The organism is Stenotrophomonas sp. SMYL89 (assembly GCF_036319985.1).
Taxonomy (GTDB): Bacteria; Pseudomonadota; Gammaproteobacteria; order Xanthomonadales; family Xanthomonadaceae; genus Stenotrophomonas; species Stenotrophomonas maltophilia_Q.
In genome coordinates, this window is the sequence record NZ_JAWIRW010000002.1 from 11,999 (window position 1) to 33,343 (window position 21,345).

A 21,345-nucleotide genomic window follows, 5' to 3' on the forward strand; every position below is an offset into this window, starting at 1 on the left:
ACAGTGATGGGCCCCCCGGGCCTGGGCGCCGCCCCTTCCCCCCCCCCCCCCCCGCCGGCGCGCCCCCCCCGCGTTGAAACCGCCAGCCGAGCGTGGGCTCGGCTCTACAGTGATGGCCACGCCGGGCATGGGCTCGGCTGCTTGAACGCGGCGCACGCCCCGGGATGCGGGTAGAATTGCCCGCTTTCCCGCCACCCGAATGGATTAAGCGCCATGACCGGGACGCCAGACGTCTTTCCGCCCGCCACGCCGGGCGGTACCCCGCTCGTTGCCCTGCCCGCCGGTCCGCGCAAGCCCGACCAGGTGAAAGGCAAGCTGTACATCAAGACCCACGGTTGCCAGATGAACGAGTACGACTCGGCCAAGATGGCCGACGTGCTTGCCGCCAGCGATGGCCTGGAACTGACCGACAGCCCGGACGACGCCGACGTCATCCTGGTCAACACCTGCTCCATCCGCGAAAAAGCGCAGGAGAAGGTGTTCAGCCAGCTGGGCGTGTGGAAGGGCCTGAAGAACAAGGGCCGCGAGGTCATCATCGGCGTGGGCGGCTGCGTCGCCTCGCAGGAAGGCGAAGCGATCATCAAGCGCGCGCCGTTCGTCGACCTGGTGTTCGGCCCGCAGACCCTGCATCGCCTGCCGGAACTGATCCGCGCCCGTCGCGAGCAGAAGCGCCCGCAGGTGGACATCAGCTTCCCCGAGATCGAGAAGTTCGACCGACTGCCGGAGCCGCGCGCTGAAGGTGCTTCGGCGTTCGTGTCGATCATGGAAGGCTGCTCGAAGTACTGCTCGTTCTGCGTGGTGCCCTACACCCGCGGCACCGAAGTCAGCCGCCCGTTCGAGGACGTGGTGGTGGAAGTGGCCCAGCTGGCCGCGCAGGGCGTGCGCGAGATCAACCTGCTCGGCCAGAACGTCAATGCCTATCGCGGCCCCTATGGTGATGGCGAGTTCGCCGACCTCGGCCTGCTGATCCGTACCATCGCCGAGATCGACGGCGTCGGCCGCATCCGCTTCACCACCTCGCACCCGCTGGAGTTCAGCGATTCGCTGATCGATGCGTTCCGCGACGTGCCGCAGCTGGCCAACTTCCTGCACCTGCCGGTACAGGCCGGCAGCGACCGCGTGCTGTCGGCGATGAAGCGTGGCTACACCGCGCTGGAATTCAAGTCGAAGATCCGCAAGCTGCGCGCGGTGCGTCCGGACATCTCGATCAGCTCGGACTTCATCGTCGGCTTCCCCGGCGAGACCGATGCCGATTTCGAGAAGACCATGAAGCTGATCGAGGACATCGGCTTCGACCACAGCTTCTCCTTCATCTATTCGCGCCGCCCGGGCACCCCGGCGGCCGACCTGGAGGACACGATCAGCGATGCCGAAAAGCACGCGCGCCTGTCGCGGCTGCAGGAACGCATCAATGCACACGCCGCGAGCATCTCCGAGAAGATGGTCGGCACCGTGCAGACCGTGCTGGTGGAAGGCCCCTCGCGCAAGAACCCGAACGAGCTGACCGGCAAGACCGAGAACATGCGCTCGGTCAACTTCCCGGCGCCGCCGCGGCTGATCGGCCAGTTCGTGGATGTGGTGATCACCGAAGCACTGACCAATTCGCTGCGCGCGCGGGTGGTGGCGGAGTAAATCCAGGGGTCGGATCCTCGAATGGGGCTCCGACGCGCCGGCCCGATCAATGGGGTCGGATCCCCTGCAGGGATCCGACCCCTGGCCTCAATCCAGGCGCTTGCGGAAACGCAGGATCGCCAGCGTCATCATCACCACGATGAAGGCCAGCAGTGCCAGTGCGTCGTGCCACAGCTCCCACAGCGAGGCGCCGCGCAGCATGATGCCGCGCACCAGCCGCAGGAAGTGGGTCAGCGGCAGCACTTCGGCCAGCCACTGGACCGGCCGTGGCATGCCGGCGAACGGGAACATGAAGCCGGACAGCAGGATCGACGGCAGGAACAGGAACAACGTCATCTGCATCGCCTGGAACTGCGAGCGCGCGCGCGTGGAGATCAGCAGGCCCAGCGCGAGGTTGGCCAGCACCAGCAGCACCGCGGCCAGGTAGATGTCCAGCAGGCTGCCGCGGATCGGCACCTGGAACAGCCAGGTGCCCAGCACCAGCACCAGCGTGGTCTGCAGCAGGCCAATGGCCGCATAGGGCAGCACCTTGCCCACCATCAGTTCGCTGCGCGATACCGGCGTGGCGATCAGCAGCTCCATGTTGCCGCGCTCGCGTTCGCGCACCACCGCCACCGCCGTGAACATCACCAGGGTCATGGTCAGGATCACCCCGATCAACCCCGGCACGATGTTCACCGCCGAGCGCCGCTGCGGGTTGTAGAAACTGGTCACGCTGACCTGGCCGCTGGCGATGCTGCCTTCGCGCAGCGGCCGCGTGTTGCTGGTCGGGCGCGTATCCAGCGGCACCTGCGCCAGCTGGATCGCCGCACTCTGCACCACGGTGTCGCTGCCATCGACCAGCACCTGTACCGCTTCGCGACCGTCGAAACGGCGACGCTCGAAATCTGCCGGCACCACGATGCCGACACTGATCTCGCCGCGGCGCAGCGCCTGCATCAGCTGGTCCGGCGTGTAGGCCTCGCTGCGCGGGGTGATCACACCGGTGGCGACCATGTCCTGCACCAGCGCGCGCGAGGCCGCGCTGTTGGCCTGGTCTGCCACACCCGCATCAAGGTGGCGCAGGTTGAGATTGATCGCATAGCCGAACAGCAGCAGCTGCATCACCGGAATGCCGACGATCATCGCCAGCGTGATGCGGTCACGGCGCAGCTGGCGCAGCTCCTTGAGCATGATCGCCCACAGCCGGCGCAGGTTCATGCCGCCGGCTCCCGGCCACGGCCGCGGGTGGCGGCGACGAACACGTCTTCCAGGTTCGGCGCCACCGCCTCGATATGCGCCTGTGGATCGGCACCGGCCAAGGCGCGCTGCAACGTCGCCATGTCGGCCGCGTCTTCACTGCACAGTACGCGCAGCTGCGTGCCGATCTGCGCCACGCTCAGCACGCCAGGCAGTTCGGCCAGCGCGCGGCTGGCCTGGCGCGGCTGCGAGGATGTCACCTGCAGCGTGCGCCCTTGCAGCCGTGCACACAGTTCGGCCGGCGTGCCGTCGGCCACCAGCGCGCCGCGATCAAGGATCGCCAGGCGGTGGCAGCGCTCGGCCTCGTCCATGTAGTGGGTCGAGACCAGCACGGTGGTGCCCGCATCGGCCAGTTCGAACAGGGCCTCCCAGAAATCGCGGCGCGATTCCGGGTCGACCGCACTGGTCGGTTCGTCCAGGAACAGCAGCTCCGGGGCGTGCACGACGGCACCGGCCAACGCCAGGCGTTGCTTCTGGCCACCGCTGAGCGTGCCGGCCAGCTGCGCCTGCCGGTCCTGCAACCGGTACTGCTGCAGCAGCTCATCGACCCGCTGCCGTGCCTGGCCGCGCGGCAGGTCCTGGATGGCGGCGAGGAACTCCAGGTTCTCGCGCACAGACAGGTCTTCGTACAGCGAAAAGCGCTGGGTCATGTAGCCGATGCGGCGGCGCAGCGCTTCAGCCTGTTCTGGCACAGCGAGGCCCAGCACCTCGATCTGCCCCGCGCTCGGCTCCAGCAGGCCGCACAGCATGCGGATGGTGGTCGACTTGCCCGAGCCGTTCGGGCCGAGGAAGCCGTAGACCTGGCCACGAGGCACGGTCAGGTCGACATTGTCCACGGCCAGCAGATCGCCGAAGCGCCGAGTCAGGCCCTGCGCATGCACGGCAATGTCGTCGCCAGTGTTCAGAAGCTCACCTGCACCGGCATCCCCGCCGGGAGTTTCTGCATGTCGGCGGTCGTATCCACTTCGATCTCGGCCAGATAGCTCAGCCGCGCAACGTCGTCGCCGGTCAATGCGTAGTAAGGGGTGAACGACGGCTCGCTGCGGATCGAGCGCACATGCCCCTTCAGCGCAGCGCCTTGCCCTTCCAGATGCACCTGCGCGGCCTGCCCGACCTTGACCTGCAAGCGCAAGGGCTGCGGCAGATAGACGCGCGCATAGGGACGCTCGCCGACCAGCATCACCGCCAGCGGTGCGCCGATCGGCGCCTGGTCACCCTGCCGGTAGGGCAAGGCATCGACCATGCCATCGCGCGGTGCGCGCAGCTGCAGCTTCTGCAGGTTGACGCCCTGCACCACCTGCTGCGCCTGCGCAGCGTCCGCTGCGGCCTGTCCCTGCGCGATGTCCTGCGCTCGGCTGCCATGCACCAGCTCCAGCCAGGCCTGCTCGGCGGCACGCACGCTGGCCTCGGCATTGCCTGCGGCCGCGCGTGCGCGGTCCAGCTCGGCGGCGGCGATCAGGCTCTGGCGTGCCAGCGGTTGCACCCGGCGGTAGTACGCACTGGCTTCGGCAGACTGCGCACGCAAGGCGGCCAGCTGCGCCTGGGCCTGGGCGATCTGCTCCTGCCTCGGGCCGATCTTCAATTCATCCAGCTGTGCCTGCGCGCGCACGGTGTCGGCCTGCGCTGCGGCAAACTGCGCATCGCCACGAGCTGGGTCGAGCTGCATCAGCAGCGTGCCGGCCTTGACCTGCTGTCCCTCGCGCACATCCACCGTAGCAATCACCTCGGCCGCCGGTGCCGGCACCGTGATCCGGTCCCACTCCAGCGTCCCCAATGCAACCGGAGGCGTCTGGCCACAGCCTGCCAGCAGGGCGAGGCCTGCCAGTCCGATCCCACGTGTCCAGCTACCGGTATCCATGCCACCCCCTCCTGCGACGGCGCCACGGTGCCACGCGCCCCGTGCACCCACAATGATTGCAATCAGCCATGGTGTTTTTTTCACCGCCGACTGCCGAGCCTTTTACCGCAAGGCTCCGCGCCACCTATCCACAACTTGGTTCAGCATCATTCCACAGCCGGTGTGGAAAACCGGCGGGAGGTGGCCGTGTTGGGTGCCTGGCAGCGGAACATGCGCTGCCGTCACACAGGCCGAGCGGCCGTGACGGTTTTTTCACCACCACCTCATGGACCTTGTGGCACAAGCACTGCGAAGGCCTATCCACAGGTTTTCGCGCACCCCGTCCACACCGGGTGTGGAAAACCGCGTATCGGCCCGCTGCTGGCCGCGCGCCCCGTGCGCACGCTACCCTTGTCCCCCCTGAATACACTGCGGTGGAAGGCGTCCGCCCCACCGGAAGCAATGAAAAGCATCGAGCATCGAGACTTCACCCTGTCGCCGGAAGACAACGAACGGCTGGCCAACCTGTGTGGCCCGTTCGACGGTCATCTGCGGCAGATCGAACTGAAACTCGGCGTGGAAATCGCCAACCGTGGCTTCGTGTTCCGCATCAGCGGACCGAACGAGGCCATCGTCGAGGCACAGAAGCTGGTTGAAGCGCTGTACGCCGAAGCCGGCGAAACCACCTTCGACAACCACGCCATCCACCTGCGCCTGGCGCAGGCCAACGTCGAGCAGATCGCCGAACGCTCCTACGAAGCGCAGGAGGTAGCGATCAAGGTCAAGCGTGGTACGGTGCGCGGTCGCGGTGCCAACCAGGCCCGCTACCTGCACCAGATCGCTACCCACGACATCAACTTCGGCATCGGGCCGGCCGGTACCGGCAAGACCTTCCTGGCCGTGGCCAGCGCGGTCGAAGCACTGAACGAATCGCGGGTGCAGCGGCTGATCCTGGTCCGCCCCGCAGTGGAAGCCGGCGAGAAGCTGGGCTTCCTGCCCGGCGACCTGAGCCAGAAGGTCGATCCCTACCTGCGACCGCTGTACGACGCCCTTTACGAGATGATGGGCGTGGAGAAGGTGGTCAAGCTGCTGGAAAGGAACGTCATCGAGATCGCACCGCTGGCCTATATGCGCGGCCGCACGCTCAACGATGCGTTCGTGATCCTGGACGAAGCACAGAACACCACCATCGAGCAGATGAAGATGTTCCTGACCCGCCTGGGCTACGGCTCCACTGCGGTGGTCACCGGTGACCTGACCCAGACCGACCTGCCCAAGCACGTGAAGTCGGGCCTGCGCGATGCCATCGATGTGCTGCGCGACGTGGAGGGTGTCAGCTTCACCTTCTTCGAATCCCGCGACGTGGTCCGCCACCCGCTGGTGGCGCGCATCGTCAGCGCCTACGACCGCCGCGACCTGCATCAGATCCAACCTGGAGCAACTCCATGACCCGTGGTCCCGTGCGACTGGACGTCGCCGTCAGTTATGCCCTGCCGCGTGCCGGCCTGCCGGCGGCAGTGAGCTTCCGCAAGTGGGTGGCCGCCGCGTTGAAGGGCCGCATCCGCGAGGCCGATCTGGCCATCCGCGTGGTCGATGCCAAGGAAGGACAGTCATTGAACCGCCACTACCGCGGCAAGGACTACGCCACCAACGTGCTCAGCTTCCCGGCCGAAGTACCCGAAGGCCTGCCCAAGGGCGTCAAGTTCCCGCTGCTCGGTGACCTGGTGATCTGTGCACCGGTCGTGGCACGCGAGGCCGACGAGCAGGGCAAGGCGCTCAACGCCCACTACGCGCACCTGACCGTGCACGGCGTGCTGCACCTGCTTGGCTGGGACCACGAGGACGACAAGGAAGCCGAGGCGATGGAGCAGCTGGAACGGGAGATCCTGGCCGAGCTGGGCATCGACGACCCCTACGCGGGCGAGCGCTGACACCGGGCCCTGTTCCGAGCCCACGCACTCAAGGAAGAGGAACGCAGCATGACCCTACCCGCACTTGTGCTTGCCGCGCTACTGCAGTCCGGCGCAGGCCTGATGCGCGATCCTGACCGTCCCTCACCGTTCCCCACCAGCGACAGCGAGGCCGACATCGCCGCAAAGATCGCCGAACTACGGGCGTTCTTCGGCAGCAGCGAGCGCGACACCCGCAACATCGTCGCCACTGCCCAGCAACGGGCACTGATCGAGCGCCTGGAAGCGCGGCACGCGGCACGTCTGGCCGGCATCTGGGTGGACAATGCGAGGGGCTGGAACATTGTCGTGCGACTGACAGGCGCCGCACCCGAGGCCGATGAGACACATCCAGGGGCAGATGGCCCGCAACGTGTGCGCTACATCACCGGCGCCGCGATGACGGAAGCGGAGATGACGCGCCGGCTGCACGCACAGCAGGACTGGCTGCGGGCCCAGCTGCCTGACCTGTTCGGCTATGGCCTGGATGTCAAGACCGGGGAGCTGGAGGTGGAGCTGCGGGATACCCCAGCCAACCGCGCGACGGCGGCGGCCGTACGTGACCACCTGCAGGCGCGACTGGGCTACCCGGTCAGGCTGCGCTGGTACCCAGCGGCCACGCGCTGGAATCCGCCCTGACTGTGCCACGGCTGGAGTGCCAGCCCATGCGCTGGGCTACTGTTCAACACCGGCCAGGACGGGGAAGGAAAAAGGATGAACCCAGGGAACAGCTTCACGACGTTTGCGATGAGCGCGGGCCTGTTCGCCGGCCTGCTGATGCTGGGCGCGCACACCGTGCGCCGCCTCAGCGCTCATGAACCCGCCGGCAGGCACTGGCTGCTGCGCAGCCTCGCCCTGCTCTCGCCTTTGTGCCTGCTGGCTGGGCTGGCGACCGGCATGATCGGCCCCCACCTCACGGGTAGAGCGGAACCCGCCCACGTGCCCGGGCTGTGGGAAACGTCGATGGTGCTGATACTGGTCGGTGCCCTGACCCTGCCGGTGCTGTGGCGAACGCTGCTGCAGCAGCGGCTTGGCAGGCCGGTCAACGCACTCCCGTTCTTCCATGCCAGCCGCACCTCGTTGCTGGTGCTGTTCGTGCTGGCCGTGATCTACATGAAAGTGGCCAGGACAGCCGCATCGGAACTGATGCCCTGGCTGACCAGCCCGGGCCTGTGGCCGGCAGTGGCGCGCATCGCGGGGCAATCGATGCAGATCGCCATGCTTGCGGTCGTGCTGACCCTCTCACTGATGGTCGCGCGGCGGGCGATGACCGGATTCCTGCGCCTTCTCACCGGGCTGTTCAGACACTCACCGGAGCTATGATGGCGGCCCTTCGCCTGCGGAAACCGCCCGTGCCACTGCGCTGCTGCCTGCCTTTGCTGTGTGCCCTTGCGGTCCCATCCGCCTTCGCTTCCAGCCTGGACCTGCCGGCGCTGATCGAATGCCGCCAGGGTGTGGCCGACCAGGCTGCGCTGGCGCCGTTGCTGGCCGACCCGCTGAAGGCCGTGGCCCAGGGCCTGCAGCCGCTGCCGCAGGGCAACCAGTTCATGAGCGAGTACCGCCTGGCCCAGCCGATCAGCGTGTTCGGGGTGAGCACCGAGCGGGTGGCGGTGGCCGGGGCCAGCGTCATGGCGGTCCTCGATCAGGCCGACCCACGCCCGCTGGCCAAGCGCCTGGCGTTGGAAACCGGCTACGACCAGGACGGCAAGTTCATGGCCGGCCGCGAGGTGGTCAGCCGCGACGTGACCGACCCGAAGACCGGCGAGGCCCAGATCGAGTCGATCATCCTCAGCGTCTCCACCGTGGCCTCCCACCCCGGCAAGACCCTGGCCGGCTGCACCTACAGCCTGGACCTGCCCGAGGAGGAGCCGGCCCCGGCCGCCCCTGCCCCGGCCACCGGCAGTCACTGACAGGCCGCCACATCCTGCTAGACTTGGGCCAACGCCCGGCCTGCCGGGTGCCTTTTTTCCAGAGATGTCAGAAGACGACAGTAGTAGCTCCCCTGCGGAGCACAGTGAAAAGAAGCGCGGCTGGCTTGAACGCCTGACCTCCGCCTTCTCCGGCGAACCCCATACCCGCGACGAGCTGGTCGCTGTCCTGCACACCGCGCAGGAAGAGGGTCTGATCGCCGCCGATACCCTGAAGATGATGGAAGGCGCCATTTCGGTGGCCGAGCTGACCGTGGGCGACGTGATGATCTCGCGCTCGCAGATGGTCTCGCTGCCGGTCGAGGCGCCCTTCCTGGAGCTGATGAAGCAGGTGGTCGAATCCGGCCATTCGCGCTTCCCGGTGCACGGCGAGAACAAGGACGACATCCTTGGCATCCTGCTGGCCAAGGACCTGCTGCGCGGCGTGGTGGCCGACAACGGCCCGGCCAACGTGCGCGAGCTGCTGCGCCCGGCGGTACTGATCCCGGAGGCAAAGAAGCTCAACGTGCTGCTGAAGGAGTTCCGCCTGTCGCGCAACCACATGGCCATCGTTGTGGACGAGTACGGCGGTGTCGCCGGCCTGGTCACCATCGAGGACGTGCTGGAACAGATCGTCGGCGAGATCGATGACGAGCATGACGAGGCCGAGGATCCTTCCGCGCAGATCGCGATCCAGTCCGACGGCCAGTACGTGGTCGACGCGCTGACCCCGATCGGCGACTTCAACGAACGCTTCGGTGCCACCTTCTCCGACGAGGACTACGACACCATCGGTGGCCTGGTCACCGAGGCCGTGGGCCACCTGCCGGAAGTCGGGGACGAACTGGCGCTGGACCGCTTCATGTTCCGCGTAGCCCGCGCCGATGCGCGCCGGGTGCAGGCCTTCCATGTGACCGTGCTGCCGCCGGACGCGCAGGACGACGCTTGAAGCGCCGCGGCCCCATCCTGGCACTGCGCCTGACGCTGTGGCTGGCACTGTGCGTGCTGGCCATGGCCCTGCCGCTGGCCGCCTTCGCGCAGCCGGCGGCGGCCACGCCTGCTGCGCCCGGCACCGGCGCCGAGTCCCCTGCGCCTCGCATCGGCGTGGTCACCATGCAACCGGGCACAGTGTTCTTCGAGCGATTCGGCCACGACGCCATCGTCGTGGTCGATCCGCTCAGCGGCGAAGCGACCTCGTACAACTTCGGGTACTTCGATCCGTCCGAGGACGATTTCATCAGCCGCTTCGCGCGCGGCGACATGATGTATTACCTGGTGGCGCTGCCGCTGCAGCAGGACCTGTCGTACTACGACGAGACCGGCCGTGGCGCCAGCGTGCAGTGGCTGGACCTGCGCCCGGACCAGGCGCGCGCACTGGCCGCCGACCTGGCCGAACGGGCCAAGCCGGAAAACGCGCGTTACCACTACGATTACTACACCGCCAACTGCGCCACGATGGTGCGCGACACCGTGGACAAGGCACTGGGTGGCGGCCTGCAGTCACAGCTGGCCGGTCGCTCGCGCGGCAACACCTACCGCAGCGAATCGGTGCGCCTGGCCTCGCCGGCGCCGTGGATGTGGCTGGGCTTCGACGTCGGCCTGGGGCCGTTCGCCGACCAGCCACTGTCGCGCTGGCAGGAAGCATTCGTGCCGATGCGCCTGGCCGATGCCCTGCGCCAGGCGCGCAACAGCGATGGCCGGCCGCTGGTGCAGTCCGAACAGGAACTGCTGCCGCACCGCATCGCCCCGGAGCCGAAGGAGTTCGCGCGCCGTTGGTGGCCGTGGCTCCTGTGCGGCCTGGTGATCGCCGCCGGCGTGCTGGCGCTGCGTCGCCGTCCGCGCCTGCTGGCCGGACTGGCGCTGCCGTTCTGGCTGCTGTGTGCCCTGTTCGGTGGCGTGCTGGTGTTCCTGTGGGGCTTCAGCATCCACTACGCCGCGTGGGCCAACCGCAACCTGCTGCTGCTTTCGCCGCTGGCCGTGCTGCTGCTGCCGGGTGCGATCGCCCTGCTGAGCCGGCGCGTGCCGGGGCGCATGTTCAGGCTGGTGCTGTGGCTGCTGGCAGTGCAGGCCGTGGCCGCTCTGGTGCTGCACTGGCTGAGCCTGCAGGCGCAGTACAACGTGCAGTGGATCGTGCTGCTGCTGCCGGTGCACGTCGCCCTGGCGTGGGTGCTGGCGCGTCGTCCTCACTTGTCCGAAACACGGCCCTGACGCACGATGGCGGGCATGTCATTGCCCGCCTCCGCTTCCGCCCCGGCTTCGGCCAACCCTACCTGCGTCATCAACTGCGTCCACTACGATGACGAGGGCAAGCGCCACGACATCAGCCTGGACGCCATCAGCGATGTCATTGCCAGCGGCAACGGCTTCGTCTGGGTCGGCCTGTACGACCCCAACGAAGACGTGCTGCTGAAACTGCAGGAAGAATTCTGCCTGCACGACCTGGCCATCGAGGATGCGCGCAATGCGCACCAGCGGCCCAAGGTCGAGACCTACGGCAATTCGCTGTTCGTGGTGGTGACCACCGCGCAGATGGTCGACGAGCGCATCCAGTATGGCGAAACCCACGCCTTCCTCGGCCCGCGCTTCCTGGTGACGGTGCGCCACGGTGCCTCGCTGTCCTACGCCCCGGTACGCGCGCGGGTGGAACGCGAGCCGCAGCTGCTGAAGATGGGCCCGTCGTACTGCCTGTACGCGGTGACCGACTTCGTGGTCGACAACTACCTGCCCATCGTGCACCGCTTCCGCGACACTCTGGACCTGCTGGAAAAGGACATCTTCGCCGACACCTACAAGCGCAGCACCGTGGTGCGGCTGTATGAGCTCAAGCGCGAACTGAACAAGATGCGCATGGCGGTGGCACCGCTGCAGGATGTGCTGGCCCAGATCCGGCGCTACCAGGGTGACCTGATTCCCGACGAAGTGAAGCTGTACGTGCGCGACGTGCATGACCATGCGGTGCGCATCAGCGACGTGATCGACACCCTGCGCGAGATGCTGGGCACTGCGCTGAGCGTGAACCTGTCGCTGGTGACACTGGCACAGGGCGAGACGGTGAAGCGGCTGGGTGCCTGGGCCGCGCTGCTGGCCGCGCCGACACTGATCACCAGCTGGTACGGCATGAACTTCAGCCACATGCCGGAGCTGAGTGAGCCGTGGTCGTACCCGTTGATGATCGTTGGCGTGGGCGGTGTGTGCGTGGGCCTGTACCGGTTGTTCAAGCGCGCGAAGTGGTTGTGACCCGCATTCTTTAGAGTCGAGCCATGCTCGACTGCTGTGCGCAATGCAGCCGAGCATGGGCTCGGCTCTACACAGGCGACCGCATCAAGCGACGTAGACCGTCTTGATGTTCATGAACTCATGGATGCCGTGGTCGGCCAGTTCGCGACCGAAACCGGACTGCTTGCTGCCGCCGAACGGCAACCGCGCGTCGCTCTTGACGATGGCGTTGACGAATGCGGCGCCGCATTCCATGCGCTGAGCGAAACGTTCACCGCGCACCGGGTCGCGCGTCCACACGCTGCCGCCCAGGCCGAAACGGGTGTCGTTGGCCACGCGCAGTGCCTCGGCCTCATCCTTCACCCGGATCACCGCGGCAACCGGACCGAACAGTTCTTCATCGTAGGCCGGCATGCCCGGCCCCACTTGGTCGAGCACGGTGGCCGGATAGCCGGCATGCGTACCGGCAATCGGCTCGCCACCGACCAGCACACGTGCGCCCTTGGCGACGCTGGCCTGCACCTGCTTGTGCAGTTCGTCACGTAGGTCGGCGCGCGCCATTGGCGCCAGCGTGGTGCCCCGCTCATCGGGATCGCCGTACTGGCGCTCACCCGCCGCTTCCACAAAGCGACGGGTGAATTCATCGGCCACCGCATCGACCACGATGAAGCGCTTGGCCGCAATGCAGGTCTGCCCGCTGTTATCGAAGCGTGACTTCACTGCCGCCGCCACGGTTTTGTCGAGGTCGGCATCGTCGAGCACCACGAAGGCGTCACTGCCACCCAGCTCCATCACCGACTTCTTCAACTGGCTGCCGGCGTTGGAGGCGATCGAGCGCCCTGCCCGTTCGCTGCCGGTCAGCGTCACCGCCTTCACCCGTGCGTCGCGCAGCACGTCGGCGGCCTGGTCGTTGTCGATGTGCAGCACATCGAAAACGCCGTCCGGCAGGCCACCATCACGACACACCGCCAGGATCAGGTCGGCGCACTGCGGTACGTTGCTGGCGTGCTTGAGCAGGGCCACGTTGCCGGCCATGAACGCCGGGGCCAGGAAACGAAACACCTGCCAGATCGGAAAATTCCACGGCATCACCGCGAACACGCAGCCGATCGGCTCGTAGCGCACATAGCTGCGCTGGGCTTCGGTGTCGATCAGCTGCGGCTTGAGGTAGTCGGCAGCATGGTCGGCGTAGTACTCGCAGGCGGCGGCGCACTTGTCGACCTCGGCCAGCGCCTCGGCCTTGAGCTTGCCCATCTCGTGGGTCATCGCCTGCTGCAGGTCGTCGCGACGCGCGCGCAGCTGCGCCGCGATCCGGCGCAGGATGGCGCCGCGGTCCTGCAACGAGCGCTCGGCCCAGCCCGGAAATGCATCGGCAGCGGCCTGCAGGCGCTGCTCGATGTCGGCAGCGCCCATCAGTTCATGGCGGTAGGTCACCTGTCCGGTGGCCGGGTCGACGATCTCGACGGTCATGGGGGATCTCCTTCTGGAAGACCCCCATTGTGCGCCGCCGGCCGTGAGCCGGATGTGGCTGCGGCGTCAGCCGTTGTCCTGCCGCGCCAGCTGCAGGTCGCGCTGGCGCCGCTTCTCCGCACGCGCATTGATGTACCAGCCGATCACCGCGGCGACCGACACCGCCGACACCAGCAGCGTGGCCAACGCATTGATCTTCGGGCTGATGCCCATGCGCACCGACGCGAACACCTTCATCGGCAGCGTGGTCGAGCCCGGCGTGGCGACGAAGCTCGCCACCACCACGTCATCCAGCGACAGGGTGAAGGCCAGCAGCCAGCCCGCCACCAGCGCCGGCGCGATGATCGGCAGGGTGATGCGGCCGAACACGGTCAGCCGGCTCGCGCCCAGGTCCATCGCCGCTTCTTCCAGCGACAGGTCCATTTCCTGCAGGCGCGAGGACACCACCACCGTGACGAAGCACAGCGTGAAGGTGACGTGGGCGATCCAGATGGTGGTCAGGCCGCGTGCCGGGAAGCCGGGAATCGCGCCCATCGAGGCCAGCAGCGCCATCAGCGAGAAGCCCAGGATCACGTCCGGCATCACCAGCGGTGCAGTGACCAGCGCACCGAACAGCGGTTTGCCGCGGAAGCGCTTGAAGCGGGTCATCACCATCGCCGCCAGCGTGCCCAGCACGGTGGCAGTGCAGGCGGTCCAGAACGCCACCACCAGGCTGGTCCACATCGCATCCATCAACGCGCGGTCGGCGAACAGGTCGCTGTAGGCACGGGTGGAGAAGCCGGCCCAGACCATCGCCAGCCGCGAGCTGTTGAACGAATAGAACATCAACAGCAGGATCGGAAGGTACAGGAAGGCGAAGCCGAGCAGCAGCACGCCCAGCCCCAGGCCCTTGGCAGTGCGCGGGCTCATGCCTGCTTCCCTTCCAGCAGGCGCTGCTGGGAACGGTTGAACAACAGGATCGGCACCAGCAGCAACAGGATCATCGCCACCGCCATCGCCGAGGCGCCCGGCCAGTTGCGGTTGTTGAAGAACTCGTTCCACAGTTGGCGGCCCACCATCAGCGTCTCCGAGCCACCCAGCATTTCCGGGATCACGAATTCACCGATCGCCGGAATCATCACCAGCATGCAACCGGCGATGATGCCCGCCTTCGACAACGGCAGGGTGATGCGCAGGAAGGCCTGCCACGGCTTGGCGCCAAGGTCGTAGGCCGCTTCCAGCAGGCGGTGGTCATGCTTGACCAGGTTGGCGTACAGCGGCAGCACCATGAACGGCAGGTAGCAATAGACGATGCCGATGTAGGCGGCGGTCGGCGTATCGATCAGCTGCAGCTTGGGCAGGCCCAGGCTGGTCATCAGCGACTGCAGGCCAGTGAACTGCAGGAACTGGTCGAGCAGGCCGTTGCGGTCCAGGATCGCCTTCCACGCATACACGCGGATCAGGAACGAGGTCCACGACGGCAGCACCACCAGCATCATCGCCACGTTGCGTGCTGCCGGTGAAAGGCGGGCGATGGCATAGGCCATCGGGTAGCCGATAAGCAGGGTCAGGAAGGTGGAGATCGCCGCGATCTTGATCGAGCTGAGGAACGCCTGCGCATAGATCGAATCACGGAACAGCGCCAGGTAGTTTTCAAGGTTCAGCTTCAGCGAGAAGCCGCCGTCCACGTACTGCAGCAGCCAGGTATACGGCGGCGAGCCGACCCGGCTGAGCGAGAAGCTGATCATCAGCACGATCAGGAACGGCACTGCAAAGAACAGCAGCAGCCACAGGTACGGAATGCCGATCACCGTGGCACGCAGCCCCGGCCGCCAGCGCTTCAGGCCGGCCGTGCTCATGAGGTCAGCACCACGCCGTCATTGTCGCGCCAGTGCACCCACACGCTGTCGCCCCAGGTCAGGCCATCGCTGGCCCAGCGCTGCGAGTTGGCGAAGTTGGCCAGCACCTTGGCACCGCTGGGCAGGCGCACGTGGTAGACCGAGTGGCTGCCGAAATAGGCGATGTCCTCGATCACCCCCTGGGCCTTGTTGGTGTGCCCTTCCGGCTCGTCCTTGCCGATCATCACCTTCTCCGGGCGCAGCGCGAACGCGACCGGCTGCCCTTCATAGCCCGTGATGCCATGGGCGATGTAGATCGGCGCCGGGAACAGCGGCGAGCGCACGGTGACGTACTCGGGCAGGTCCTCGTCGATCACCCCGTCGAACAGGTTGACCGAACCGATGAACTCGGCGACGAAGCGGTTGGCCGGCTGCTCGTAGACCTCGTCGGGCTTGCCGACCTGCTGGATCCAGCCGGCATCCATCACCGCGATGCGGGTGGCCATGGTCATCGCTTCTTCCTGGTCGTGGGTGACCATCACGCAGGTCACGCCCGACGATTCGATGATGCTGACCAGTTCCAGCTGCATCTGCGAGCGCAGCTTCTTGTCCAGTGCGCCCATCGGCTCGTCCAGCAACAGCAGCTTCGGCCCCTTGGCCAGCGACCGCGCCAGCGCCACGCGCTGCTGCTGGCCACCGGACAGCTGGTGCGGCTTGCGCTTGCCCAGGTGGCCCATCTGCACCAGGTCGAGCATCTCGCCGACGCGCTTGCTGATCGCATCCTTGCCCAGGCCGTCCTGCTTCAGGCCGAAGGCGATGTTCTGCTCGACCGTCATGTGCGGGAACAGGGCATAGGACTGGAACATCATGTTGACCGGCCGCTGGTACGGCGGCAGCGCGTCCAGGCGCTGGCCATCGAGGGTGATGCTGCCCTTGGTGGGCGTCTCGAAGCCGCCGAGGCAGCGCAGCAGGGTCGATTTGCCGCTGCCGGAGCCACCGAGCAGGGCAAAGATCTCGCCCTTGCGCACGTCCAGATTGACGTCGTCGACGGCGACGAAACCGTCGAATTCCTTGCGCAAATCACGAATGGAGAGATAGCCGGGCGCACCGGTCGTGTCGACGACGGCGGCTACCGGCTGGGCTTCAACGGGCATGGGGGCTCCGGGAGCGGGCGGTGGACAGCGGCGGCCATTCTAACGGCCGGGGGCCGAAGGGGATATGACGGCGACGGGCGGAAGCCGCCAGCGGCCCGCTCCCGGGCCGCAGGGGGTGTCGGTTTTACCCCGCCATCAGGGCCCGTCCGCGCAAAAGGCCGGGGCTGCCCGATCGCGCCTGCGGCGTCCCGGCCAGACACCACGGGCAACGACCCGATCTGCAACGTTTTTCGGAGCGGGATCTGTTGAAGGCCCGGGGCATCCCCCGCGCAATGGCCCGGATCAAGGCCTTGCATGGACCCATCCCGTTGATTCCCCCCGTCAGCCCCTCCGCTCTCCCTTCCCGTCCGTCGTCATCCGTGCCCGCAGGGCTGCCGCTGGCCATCATCGGCGCCGGCCAGGCCGGGTTGTCCCTCAGCGCACTCCTGCAGGAGGCCGGCGTCGAGCATCGCGTGCTGGAGGCCGAAACCGTGGGCGCCAGCTGGCAGCGGCGCTGGGATTCGTTCCAGACCAACACCGCCAACGCGACCATGGCCCTGCACGGTCATGCCTATGCGGGCGATGACCCGGAAGGCTTCATGGGCGCCCCGGAGGTGATCCGCCGGCTCCGCGACTATGCCGACGAGCGCGTGTTGCCGATCAGCGAAGGGTGCGCGGTACATCGGGTCGCGCCCGAGTGCGGCGGCTATGCCATCGACAGCAGCCAGGGGCTGATCCATGCCCGCGCGGTGGTGGTCGCGACCGGTGAGTACCGCCGTGCGCGGATGCCCCGGGTCCCCTTCGCGCCCGCGCCCGGCCTTGCCGTGCTGCACTCGGGCGACTACCGTGGTGCCCGCCAGCTGCCCGATGGCACCGTGCTGGTCATCGGAGGTGGGCAGTCCGGCGCGCAGATCGCCCAGGACCTGCACGACAGCGGTCGCAGCGTGTACTGGTCACTGGCCCAGCGTCATTCGCATACCCGCCGGCTGCGCGGCAAGGACTCGATGACCTGGTGGGACATGGCCGGGCGCATCCACCAGCATGTGAGTGAAGCGGCGGGCGTGCTGGCCGGGGAACCGGATGCGCTGCGCAAGGCGCGTACCGCGGAGTTCCCGCTCATTTCCGGCAAGGGAAGCGGCGGCCTGGGCAGCTCGATCAGCCTGCTGGCGATGCACCGCGCGGGCATCAGGCTGCTGGGCCGGTTGCAGGGCTTCGATGGAAGCATCGCCCGCTTCGCCGATGTCCGCCCGCAGCTGCGTACCGCGATCGAGGCGACGCGGGCCGAATACGCCTATCTCGATTCGCTGGCCAGCGCGTACTACGCCACGCATCCCGAGCCACGCACCGACGATGCCCGCTACATTCCGGAGGAGGTCTATCTGCACTGGGAACCGGACACATCCCCGCGCGAACTGGACCTGCAGGCCGCGGGTATCCGCTCGGTGGTGCTGGCCACCGGCTTCGTCGCCGAATGGCCCTGGCTCGACGTGCCGGGCGCGCTGGATGCACATGGCTACCCCCTCGGCGAGTTCGGTGTTTCACCGCAACCGGGGCTGTTCTTCATCGGCATGCACAACCTGCAGCGGATGAGTTCGTCGTTCCTGTGCAACGGCGGTCGCGATGCACGCGACCTGCTGCCTGCCATCCTGCAGCACCTTGGCCGGAGCGACAGGGTCGACTCCGACGCAGGGTAAGGCAGCCGCCGGGCATGGCCCGGCGCTACCCGCGCCGCTTACCGGCCGGTCTTCACCTCGGTCCACAGCCGGGTATAGAGCTTGTCGGTCTCCGGCGTGTTGATCGAGTACGTGAACATCTTCTCGGCCACATCGGCCGGCGGGTAGATGGTCGGGTCGGTACGGATCGCCTCGTCCACCAGCGGGGTCGCGGTCGGCACCGGGTTGGCGTAATGGATGAAGTTGGTGTTGGCCGCGGCAACCTTCGGCTGCAGCAGGTAGTTGATGAACGCGTACGCGGCTTCCGGATGCTTGGCGTCCTTCGGGATCGCCAGCATGTCGAACCACTGCGGGGCGCCTTCCTTCGGGATCGAATAGGCCACATGCACGCCATTGCTGGCTTCCTCGGCGCGGTCGCGGGCCTGGATGATGTCACCCGACCAGCCGACCACCAGACAGGTGCCACCGTTGGCCAGCGAACCCACGTACTGCGAGGAGTGGAAGTTCTGCACGTACGGGCGGATCGACTTCAGCAGGTCGGCCGCCTTCTGCAGCTCGGCCGGGTCGCCGCTGTGCGGGTCCAGGCCCAGGTAGTGCAGCGCTATCGGGATCATGTCCGCCGGCGTGTCCAGGATGGTCACGCCGCAGTCCTTCATCTTGCTGATGTTCTCCGGCTTGAACACCAGGTCCCAGCTGTTGGCGATGTCGGTACTGCCACCGAAACGCTGCTTCAGCATCTCCACGTTGTAGCCGATGCCGGTGGTACCGATCATGTACGGCACGCCGTACTGGTTGCCCGGGTCCTGGGTGGCGATGCGCTTCATCACCGCCGGATCGAGGTTGGCCAGGTTCGGGATCCTGCTCTTGTCCAGCGGCAGGAACACGCCGGCCTGGATCTGGCGCCCGAAGAAGTTCAGGGTCGGCACCACCACGTCGTAGCCGCTGTTGCCGGCCAGCAGCTTGGTCTCGACCATCTCGTCGCTGTCGAACACATCGTAGGTCACCTTGATGCCGCTCTCCTTCTCGAAGGTCGGGATGGTGTCCTCGGCGATGTAATCGCTGTAGTTGTAGACGTTCAGGACCTGGCTGTCCTGCGCGCCGCCGTTGCCACCGCCACAGGCGGCAAGCATGGCGGAGGCCAGGCCGAGCGTGAGGATACGCAGCTTCATCGGGTGCTCCAGAATGCGGGAAGGGGGGGCCGGCGGGGCCGGCGACGGGTGCCAGCCTACCCCCCGGCGGCGGATTTTTCTATTCCAGATGCTCAGACGTTCAGCAGCAGGAACTCGCGCTCCCACGAGCTGATGACACGGAAAAAGGTCTCGTATTCCTTGCGCTTCACCGAGATGTAGGCCCGGCAGAAGCGCTCGCCCAGCAGGGCCTGCAGCTCGCTGCACTGCTCCAGCCCATCCAGCGCTTCGCCCAGCGAGCGCGGCAGGTTGTAGCCCAGTTCCTTGGCACTGCCGGTCACCGGCGCGTCCGGTGCCAGCCGCTCGCGGATGCCAAGCAGGCCGCAGGCCAGGGTCGCGGCCATCGCCAGGTAGGGGTTGGCGTCGGAGCCGGCGAAACGGCTCTCCACGCGCATGTTTTCCGGCGTGTCCAGCGGCACGCGCAGGCCGCAGGTGCGGTTGTCGAAGCCCCAGTGCACGTTGCTCGGCGAGACTTCGCCGAACACCAGCCGGCGGTAGGAATTGACGTTCGGCGCGAAGAACGCCATCGCCTGCGGCGCGTACTTCTGCAGGCCGCCCAGATAGTGGCCGAACACCGGGCTGAACTCGCCTTCAGCATCGGTATCACCGGCGAACACATTGCTGCCGTCGCTCACCCGCACCAGGCTCTGGTGGATGTGCATGGCACTGCCCGGCTCGTTCTCCATCGGCTTGGCCAGGAACGTGGCATACACGCCGTGGCGCATCGCCGCCTCGCGCATGGTGCGCTTGAACAGGAACACCTGGTCGGCCAGGTCCATCGCATCGGCGTGGGTGAAATTGACCTCCAGCTGCGCCGCGCCGGACTCATGGATCAACGTGTCCACGTCCAGCTTCATCGCATCGGCGTAGTCGTACATCAGGTCGAGGATCGGGTCGAATTCGTTGACCGCGTCAATCGAGTACGACTGCCGCGCCGTCTCCGGGCGCCCGGAGCGGCCGGCCGGTGGCAGCAGCGGGAAGTCCGGGTCGGTGTTCTTCTGCACCAGGAAGAACTCCAGCTCCGGCGCCACCACCGGGCGTAGGCCCAGCTCGGCGTAGGCTGCCAGCACGCGGCGCAGCACATTGCGCGGTGCCAGTTCGTGCGGCTCACCGTTCTTGGTGTAGCAATCGTGGATGACCTGCGCGGTGGCATCGGCCGCCCACGGCACCATGCGCACCGTGTCAGGATCGGGGCGCAGCATCATGTCCGAGTCCGACGGCGAGGTCAGCTCGTAGTAGTCATCAGGGAACTCGCCGGTGACGGTGGTTGCGAAGATGCCTTCGGGCAGCCGCGTACCGTAGTCGTGCGAGAACTTGTCGGCGGGAATGATCTTGCCGCGCGCGTTGCCGGTGATGTCCGGCACCAGGCATTCGACCTCGGTGATGCGCCGCTCCTTCAACCAGCGCAGCAGGCTGCTTTCCTGCGGTGCGGGGGGCGTAGCCGTCTTGCGCGGGCGCGTTCGGGAACTCATCGGGAATCCAGTCGGTTCTGTTGGTGCTGCCGGCAAGCTTGGCCGAACGCACGGAAAATAACGTGATAGAACGGCGAATCCATGACACGCCACTCCGGGTGCCACTGTACGCCGAGCACGAAACGATGGCGTGTGCTGCGCGCCGCCTCGACCAGTCCATCATCGGCCACGGCCTCGACCTGCAGCCCGTGCGCCAGTCGATCGATACCCTGCCCGTGAACGGAATTGACCTGTGCGCGGTCGCCACCCTGCCACTGCGCCAGCCAACCATCAACCGCCAGGGCGACCGCATGGACCGGCCCATACTGCACCTCAACCGGCGCCTGCGGGTCTTCACGATGATCCGACAGACCCGGTACCGCGTGCACCTGCGGATGCAGCGTGCCACCCAGCGCAACGTTCAACTCCTGGAAGCCGCGGCAGATCGCCAGCACCGGCAGGTCCAACGCCAGCGCCTCGTGCAGCAGTGCGAAGGCGCTGGCATCGCGGGCCGGATCATGCGGGTTCCCCGGCCAACTGCGGCCGCCTTCGTAGTGTTGTGGTTCGATGTTGCTGACCGCACCGGTCAGCAGCAGGCCATCGAGGCCGTGCAGCCAGTCGGCGGGCGGCAGCGGTGGCTGCAGGCTGGGCAGTATCACCGGGGTAACGTCGGCCGCCTCAACCAACGCACGCACGTACTTCTCGCCGGCCACCGCGAAACGATGATGGCCGAGCACGGTGCTGTCGGTGGGCAGCCCCACCCAGGGCAGGCGACGCATGGAAAACTCCTTGGCGTGCCGACACGTTACCCGCCTGTCCGCAATGGCGGCAAGT

20 protein-coding genes are annotated in these 21,345 nt (G+C 67.0%); 10 read left to right on the forward strand and 10 right to left on the reverse strand.

What is annotated here, in order from left to right; translation table 11 throughout:
- The first annotated feature begins 213 nt into the window (after window positions 1-213).
- Window positions 214-1,632: a tRNA (N6-isopentenyl adenosine(37)-C2)-methylthiotransferase MiaB gene (gene miaB, locus V3B41_RS02800; protein ID WP_049431322.1), complete on the forward strand. Its 1,419-nt coding sequence runs from the start codon at window positions 214-216 to the stop codon at window positions 1,630-1,632.
- 87 nt (window positions 1,633-1,719) lie between these two features.
- On the opposite strand, the gene V3B41_RS02805 is transcribed toward miaB, so the two are convergent.
- From V3B41_RS02805 to V3B41_RS02815, 3 genes are read right to left on the reverse strand one after another with little or no spacing between them, the layout of a single operon-like run.
- Complete coding sequence (locus tag V3B41_RS02805; RefSeq protein ID WP_049431320.1) at window positions 1,720-2,832, reverse strand: ABC transporter permease; 1,113 nt, start codon at window positions 2,830-2,832, stop codon at window positions 1,720-1,722.
- A complete protein-coding gene (locus V3B41_RS02810; protein WP_049431317.1) occupies window positions 2,829-3,752 on the reverse strand; it encodes an ABC transporter ATP-binding protein in 924 nt (307 codons plus the stop codon). Before V3B41_RS02810 ends, V3B41_RS02805 begins: the two co-directional genes overlap by 4 nt.
- A 20-nt stretch (window positions 3,753-3,772) precedes the next feature.
- A complete protein-coding gene (locus V3B41_RS02815; protein ID WP_049431315.1) occupies window positions 3,773-4,729 on the reverse strand; it encodes an HlyD family efflux transporter periplasmic adaptor subunit in 957 nt (318 codons plus the stop codon).
- Between the two features lie 441 nt (window positions 4,730-5,170).
- Between V3B41_RS02815 and V3B41_RS02820 the strand changes: the two genes are divergently transcribed.
- The 8 genes from V3B41_RS02820 to V3B41_RS02855 all read left to right on the forward strand — a co-directional run bounded on the left by V3B41_RS02820 (window position 5,171) and on the right by V3B41_RS02855 (window position 11,801).
- Window positions 5,171-6,157, forward strand: coding sequence for a PhoH family protein (locus tag V3B41_RS02820; RefSeq protein WP_033834734.1), 987 nt, complete (start codon window positions 5,171-5,173; stop codon window positions 6,155-6,157).
- A complete protein-coding gene (ybeY, locus tag V3B41_RS02825; RefSeq protein ID WP_005408831.1) occupies window positions 6,154-6,639 on the forward strand; it encodes an rRNA maturation RNase YbeY in 486 nt (161 codons plus the stop codon). The genes V3B41_RS02820 and ybeY overlap by 4 nt, the downstream gene beginning before the upstream one ends.
- A 48-nt stretch (window positions 6,640-6,687) precedes the next feature.
- Window positions 6,688-7,296 (forward strand): hypothetical protein, encoded by a 609-nt coding sequence (locus tag V3B41_RS02830; protein WP_049431310.1) that lies wholly within the window; start codon window positions 6,688-6,690, stop codon window positions 7,294-7,296.
- A gap of 75 nt (window positions 7,297-7,371) precedes the next feature.
- Window positions 7,372-7,980, forward strand: coding sequence for a hypothetical protein (locus V3B41_RS02835; protein ID WP_100443628.1), 609 nt, complete (start codon window positions 7,372-7,374; stop codon window positions 7,978-7,980).
- Window positions 7,980-8,567: a hypothetical protein gene (locus V3B41_RS02840; protein ID WP_329860003.1), complete on the forward strand. Its 588-nt coding sequence runs from the start codon at window positions 7,980-7,982 to the stop codon at window positions 8,565-8,567. The genes V3B41_RS02835 and V3B41_RS02840 overlap by 1 nt, the downstream gene beginning before the upstream one ends.
- Window positions 8,568-8,631: 64 nt before the next feature.
- Entirely contained in the window at window positions 8,632-9,513 is an 882-nt protein-coding gene (locus V3B41_RS02845) for a transporter associated domain-containing protein (RefSeq protein ID WP_005408827.1), read from the forward strand.
- Window positions 9,510-10,772, forward strand: a complete 1,263-nt coding sequence (locus V3B41_RS02850) for a DUF4105 domain-containing protein (RefSeq protein ID WP_049431299.1) — start codon at window positions 9,510-9,512, stop codon at window positions 10,770-10,772. Before V3B41_RS02845 ends, V3B41_RS02850 begins: the two co-directional genes overlap by 4 nt.
- 6 nt (window positions 10,773-10,778) lie before the next feature.
- The gene (locus tag V3B41_RS02855; RefSeq protein WP_049431296.1) at window positions 10,779-11,801 is read left to right on the forward strand and encodes a magnesium and cobalt transport protein CorA; all 1,023 of its coding nucleotides are present in this window, start codon (window positions 10,779-10,781) and stop codon (window positions 11,799-11,801) included.
- 84 nt (window positions 11,802-11,885) lie between these two features.
- Here V3B41_RS02855 and V3B41_RS02860 read toward each other — a convergent pair whose 3' ends face one another.
- From V3B41_RS02860 to potA, 4 genes are all read right to left on the reverse strand, one after another.
- Window positions 11,886-13,250, reverse strand: coding sequence for an aldehyde dehydrogenase family protein (locus V3B41_RS02860; RefSeq protein WP_197620287.1), 1,365 nt, complete (start codon window positions 13,248-13,250; stop codon window positions 11,886-11,888).
- 66 nt (window positions 13,251-13,316) lie between these two features.
- On the reverse strand, window positions 13,317-14,159 hold the full coding sequence (locus tag V3B41_RS02865; protein ID WP_049431292.1) for an ABC transporter permease subunit: 843 nt from the start codon (window positions 14,157-14,159) through the stop codon (window positions 13,317-13,319).
- Window positions 14,156-15,088 carry an ABC transporter permease subunit gene (locus V3B41_RS02870; protein WP_329860008.1) on the reverse strand — a complete coding sequence of 311 codons (933 nt, stop codon included), beginning with the start codon at window positions 15,086-15,088 and terminating at the stop codon, window positions 14,156-14,158. The genes V3B41_RS02865 and V3B41_RS02870 overlap by 4 nt, the downstream gene beginning before the upstream one ends.
- On the reverse strand, window positions 15,085-16,221 hold the full coding sequence (potA, locus tag V3B41_RS02875; RefSeq protein ID WP_010486163.1) for a polyamine ABC transporter ATP-binding protein: 1,137 nt from the start codon (window positions 16,219-16,221) through the stop codon (window positions 15,085-15,087). The genes V3B41_RS02870 and potA overlap by 4 nt, the downstream gene beginning before the upstream one ends.
- Window positions 16,222-16,493: 272 nt before the next feature.
- Between potA and V3B41_RS02880 the strand changes: the two genes are divergently transcribed.
- Window positions 16,494-17,894, forward strand: a complete 1,401-nt coding sequence (locus V3B41_RS02880) for an NAD(P)-binding domain-containing protein (protein WP_197620288.1) — start codon at window positions 16,494-16,496, stop codon at window positions 17,892-17,894.
- Window positions 17,895-17,932: 38 nt separating this feature from the next.
- Here the strand turns inward: V3B41_RS02880 and V3B41_RS02885 are convergent, their stop codons facing one another.
- The 3 genes from V3B41_RS02885 to V3B41_RS02895 form a co-directional block, all read right to left on the reverse strand.
- A complete protein-coding gene (locus V3B41_RS02885; protein ID WP_106550350.1) occupies window positions 17,933-19,042 on the reverse strand; it encodes a polyamine ABC transporter substrate-binding protein in 1,110 nt (369 codons plus the stop codon).
- 92 nt (window positions 19,043-19,134) lie between these two features.
- Complete coding sequence (locus V3B41_RS02890) at window positions 19,135-20,532, reverse strand: glutamine synthetase family protein (protein ID WP_005408818.1); 1,398 nt, start codon at window positions 20,530-20,532, stop codon at window positions 19,135-19,137.
- Window positions 20,529-21,290, reverse strand: coding sequence for a gamma-glutamyl-gamma-aminobutyrate hydrolase family protein (locus V3B41_RS02895; RefSeq protein WP_049431284.1), 762 nt, complete (start codon window positions 21,288-21,290; stop codon window positions 20,529-20,531). Before V3B41_RS02895 ends, V3B41_RS02890 begins: the two co-directional genes overlap by 4 nt.
- Between the last annotated feature and the right edge of the window lie 55 nt (window positions 21,291-21,345).

Excerpts from the sequence above, each read along its gene's own strand:
- V3B41_RS02880 (WP_197620288.1), top strand. The coding sequence starts at position 16,494 with ATGGCCCGGATCAAGGCCTTGCATGGACCCATCCCGTTGATTCCCCCC.
- V3B41_RS02895 (WP_049431284.1), bottom strand. The coding sequence starts at position 21,290 with ATGCGTCGCCTGCCCTGGGTGGGGCTGCCCACCGACAGCACCGTGCTC.
- V3B41_RS02865 (WP_049431292.1), bottom strand. The coding sequence starts at position 14,159 with ATGAGCCCGCGCACTGCCAAGGGCCTGGGGCTGGGCGTGCTGCTGCTC.
- V3B41_RS02870 (WP_329860008.1), bottom strand. The coding sequence starts at position 15,088 with ATGAGCACGGCCGGCCTGAAGCGCTGGCGGCCGGGGCTGCGTGCCACG.
- V3B41_RS02855 (WP_049431296.1), top strand. The coding sequence starts at position 10,779 with ATGGCGGGCATGTCATTGCCCGCCTCCGCTTCCGCCCCGGCTTCGGCC.
- V3B41_RS02830 (WP_049431310.1), top strand. The coding sequence starts at position 6,688 with ATGACCCTACCCGCACTTGTGCTTGCCGCGCTACTGCAGTCCGGCGCA.
- V3B41_RS02805 (WP_049431320.1), bottom strand. The coding sequence starts at position 2,832 with ATGAACCTGCGCCGGCTGTGGGCGATCATGCTCAAGGAGCTGCGCCAG.
- V3B41_RS02815 (WP_049431315.1), bottom strand. The coding sequence starts at position 4,729 with ATGGATACCGGTAGCTGGACACGTGGGATCGGACTGGCAGGCCTCGCC.
- V3B41_RS02845 (WP_005408827.1), top strand. The coding sequence starts at position 8,632 with ATGTCAGAAGACGACAGTAGTAGCTCCCCTGCGGAGCACAGTGAAAAG.
- V3B41_RS02885 (WP_106550350.1), bottom strand. The coding sequence starts at position 19,042 with ATGAAGCTGCGTATCCTCACGCTCGGCCTGGCCTCCGCCATGCTTGCC.
- V3B41_RS02835 (WP_100443628.1), top strand. The coding sequence starts at position 7,372 with ATGAACCCAGGGAACAGCTTCACGACGTTTGCGATGAGCGCGGGCCTG.
- miaB (WP_049431322.1), top strand. The coding sequence starts at position 214 with ATGACCGGGACGCCAGACGTCTTTCCGCCCGCCACGCCGGGCGGTACC.
- V3B41_RS02890 (WP_005408818.1), bottom strand. The coding sequence starts at position 20,532 with ATGAGTTCCCGAACGCGCCCGCGCAAGACGGCTACGCCCCCCGCACCG.
- V3B41_RS02860 (WP_197620287.1), bottom strand. The coding sequence starts at position 13,250 with ATGACCGTCGAGATCGTCGACCCGGCCACCGGACAGGTGACCTACCGC.
- V3B41_RS02820 (WP_033834734.1), top strand. The coding sequence starts at position 5,171 with ATGAAAAGCATCGAGCATCGAGACTTCACCCTGTCGCCGGAAGACAAC.
- ybeY (WP_005408831.1), top strand. The coding sequence starts at position 6,154 with ATGACCCGTGGTCCCGTGCGACTGGACGTCGCCGTCAGTTATGCCCTG.
- potA (WP_010486163.1), bottom strand. The coding sequence starts at position 16,221 with ATGCCCGTTGAAGCCCAGCCGGTAGCCGCCGTCGTCGACACGACCGGT.
- V3B41_RS02840 (WP_329860003.1), top strand. The coding sequence starts at position 7,980 with ATGGCGGCCCTTCGCCTGCGGAAACCGCCCGTGCCACTGCGCTGCTGC.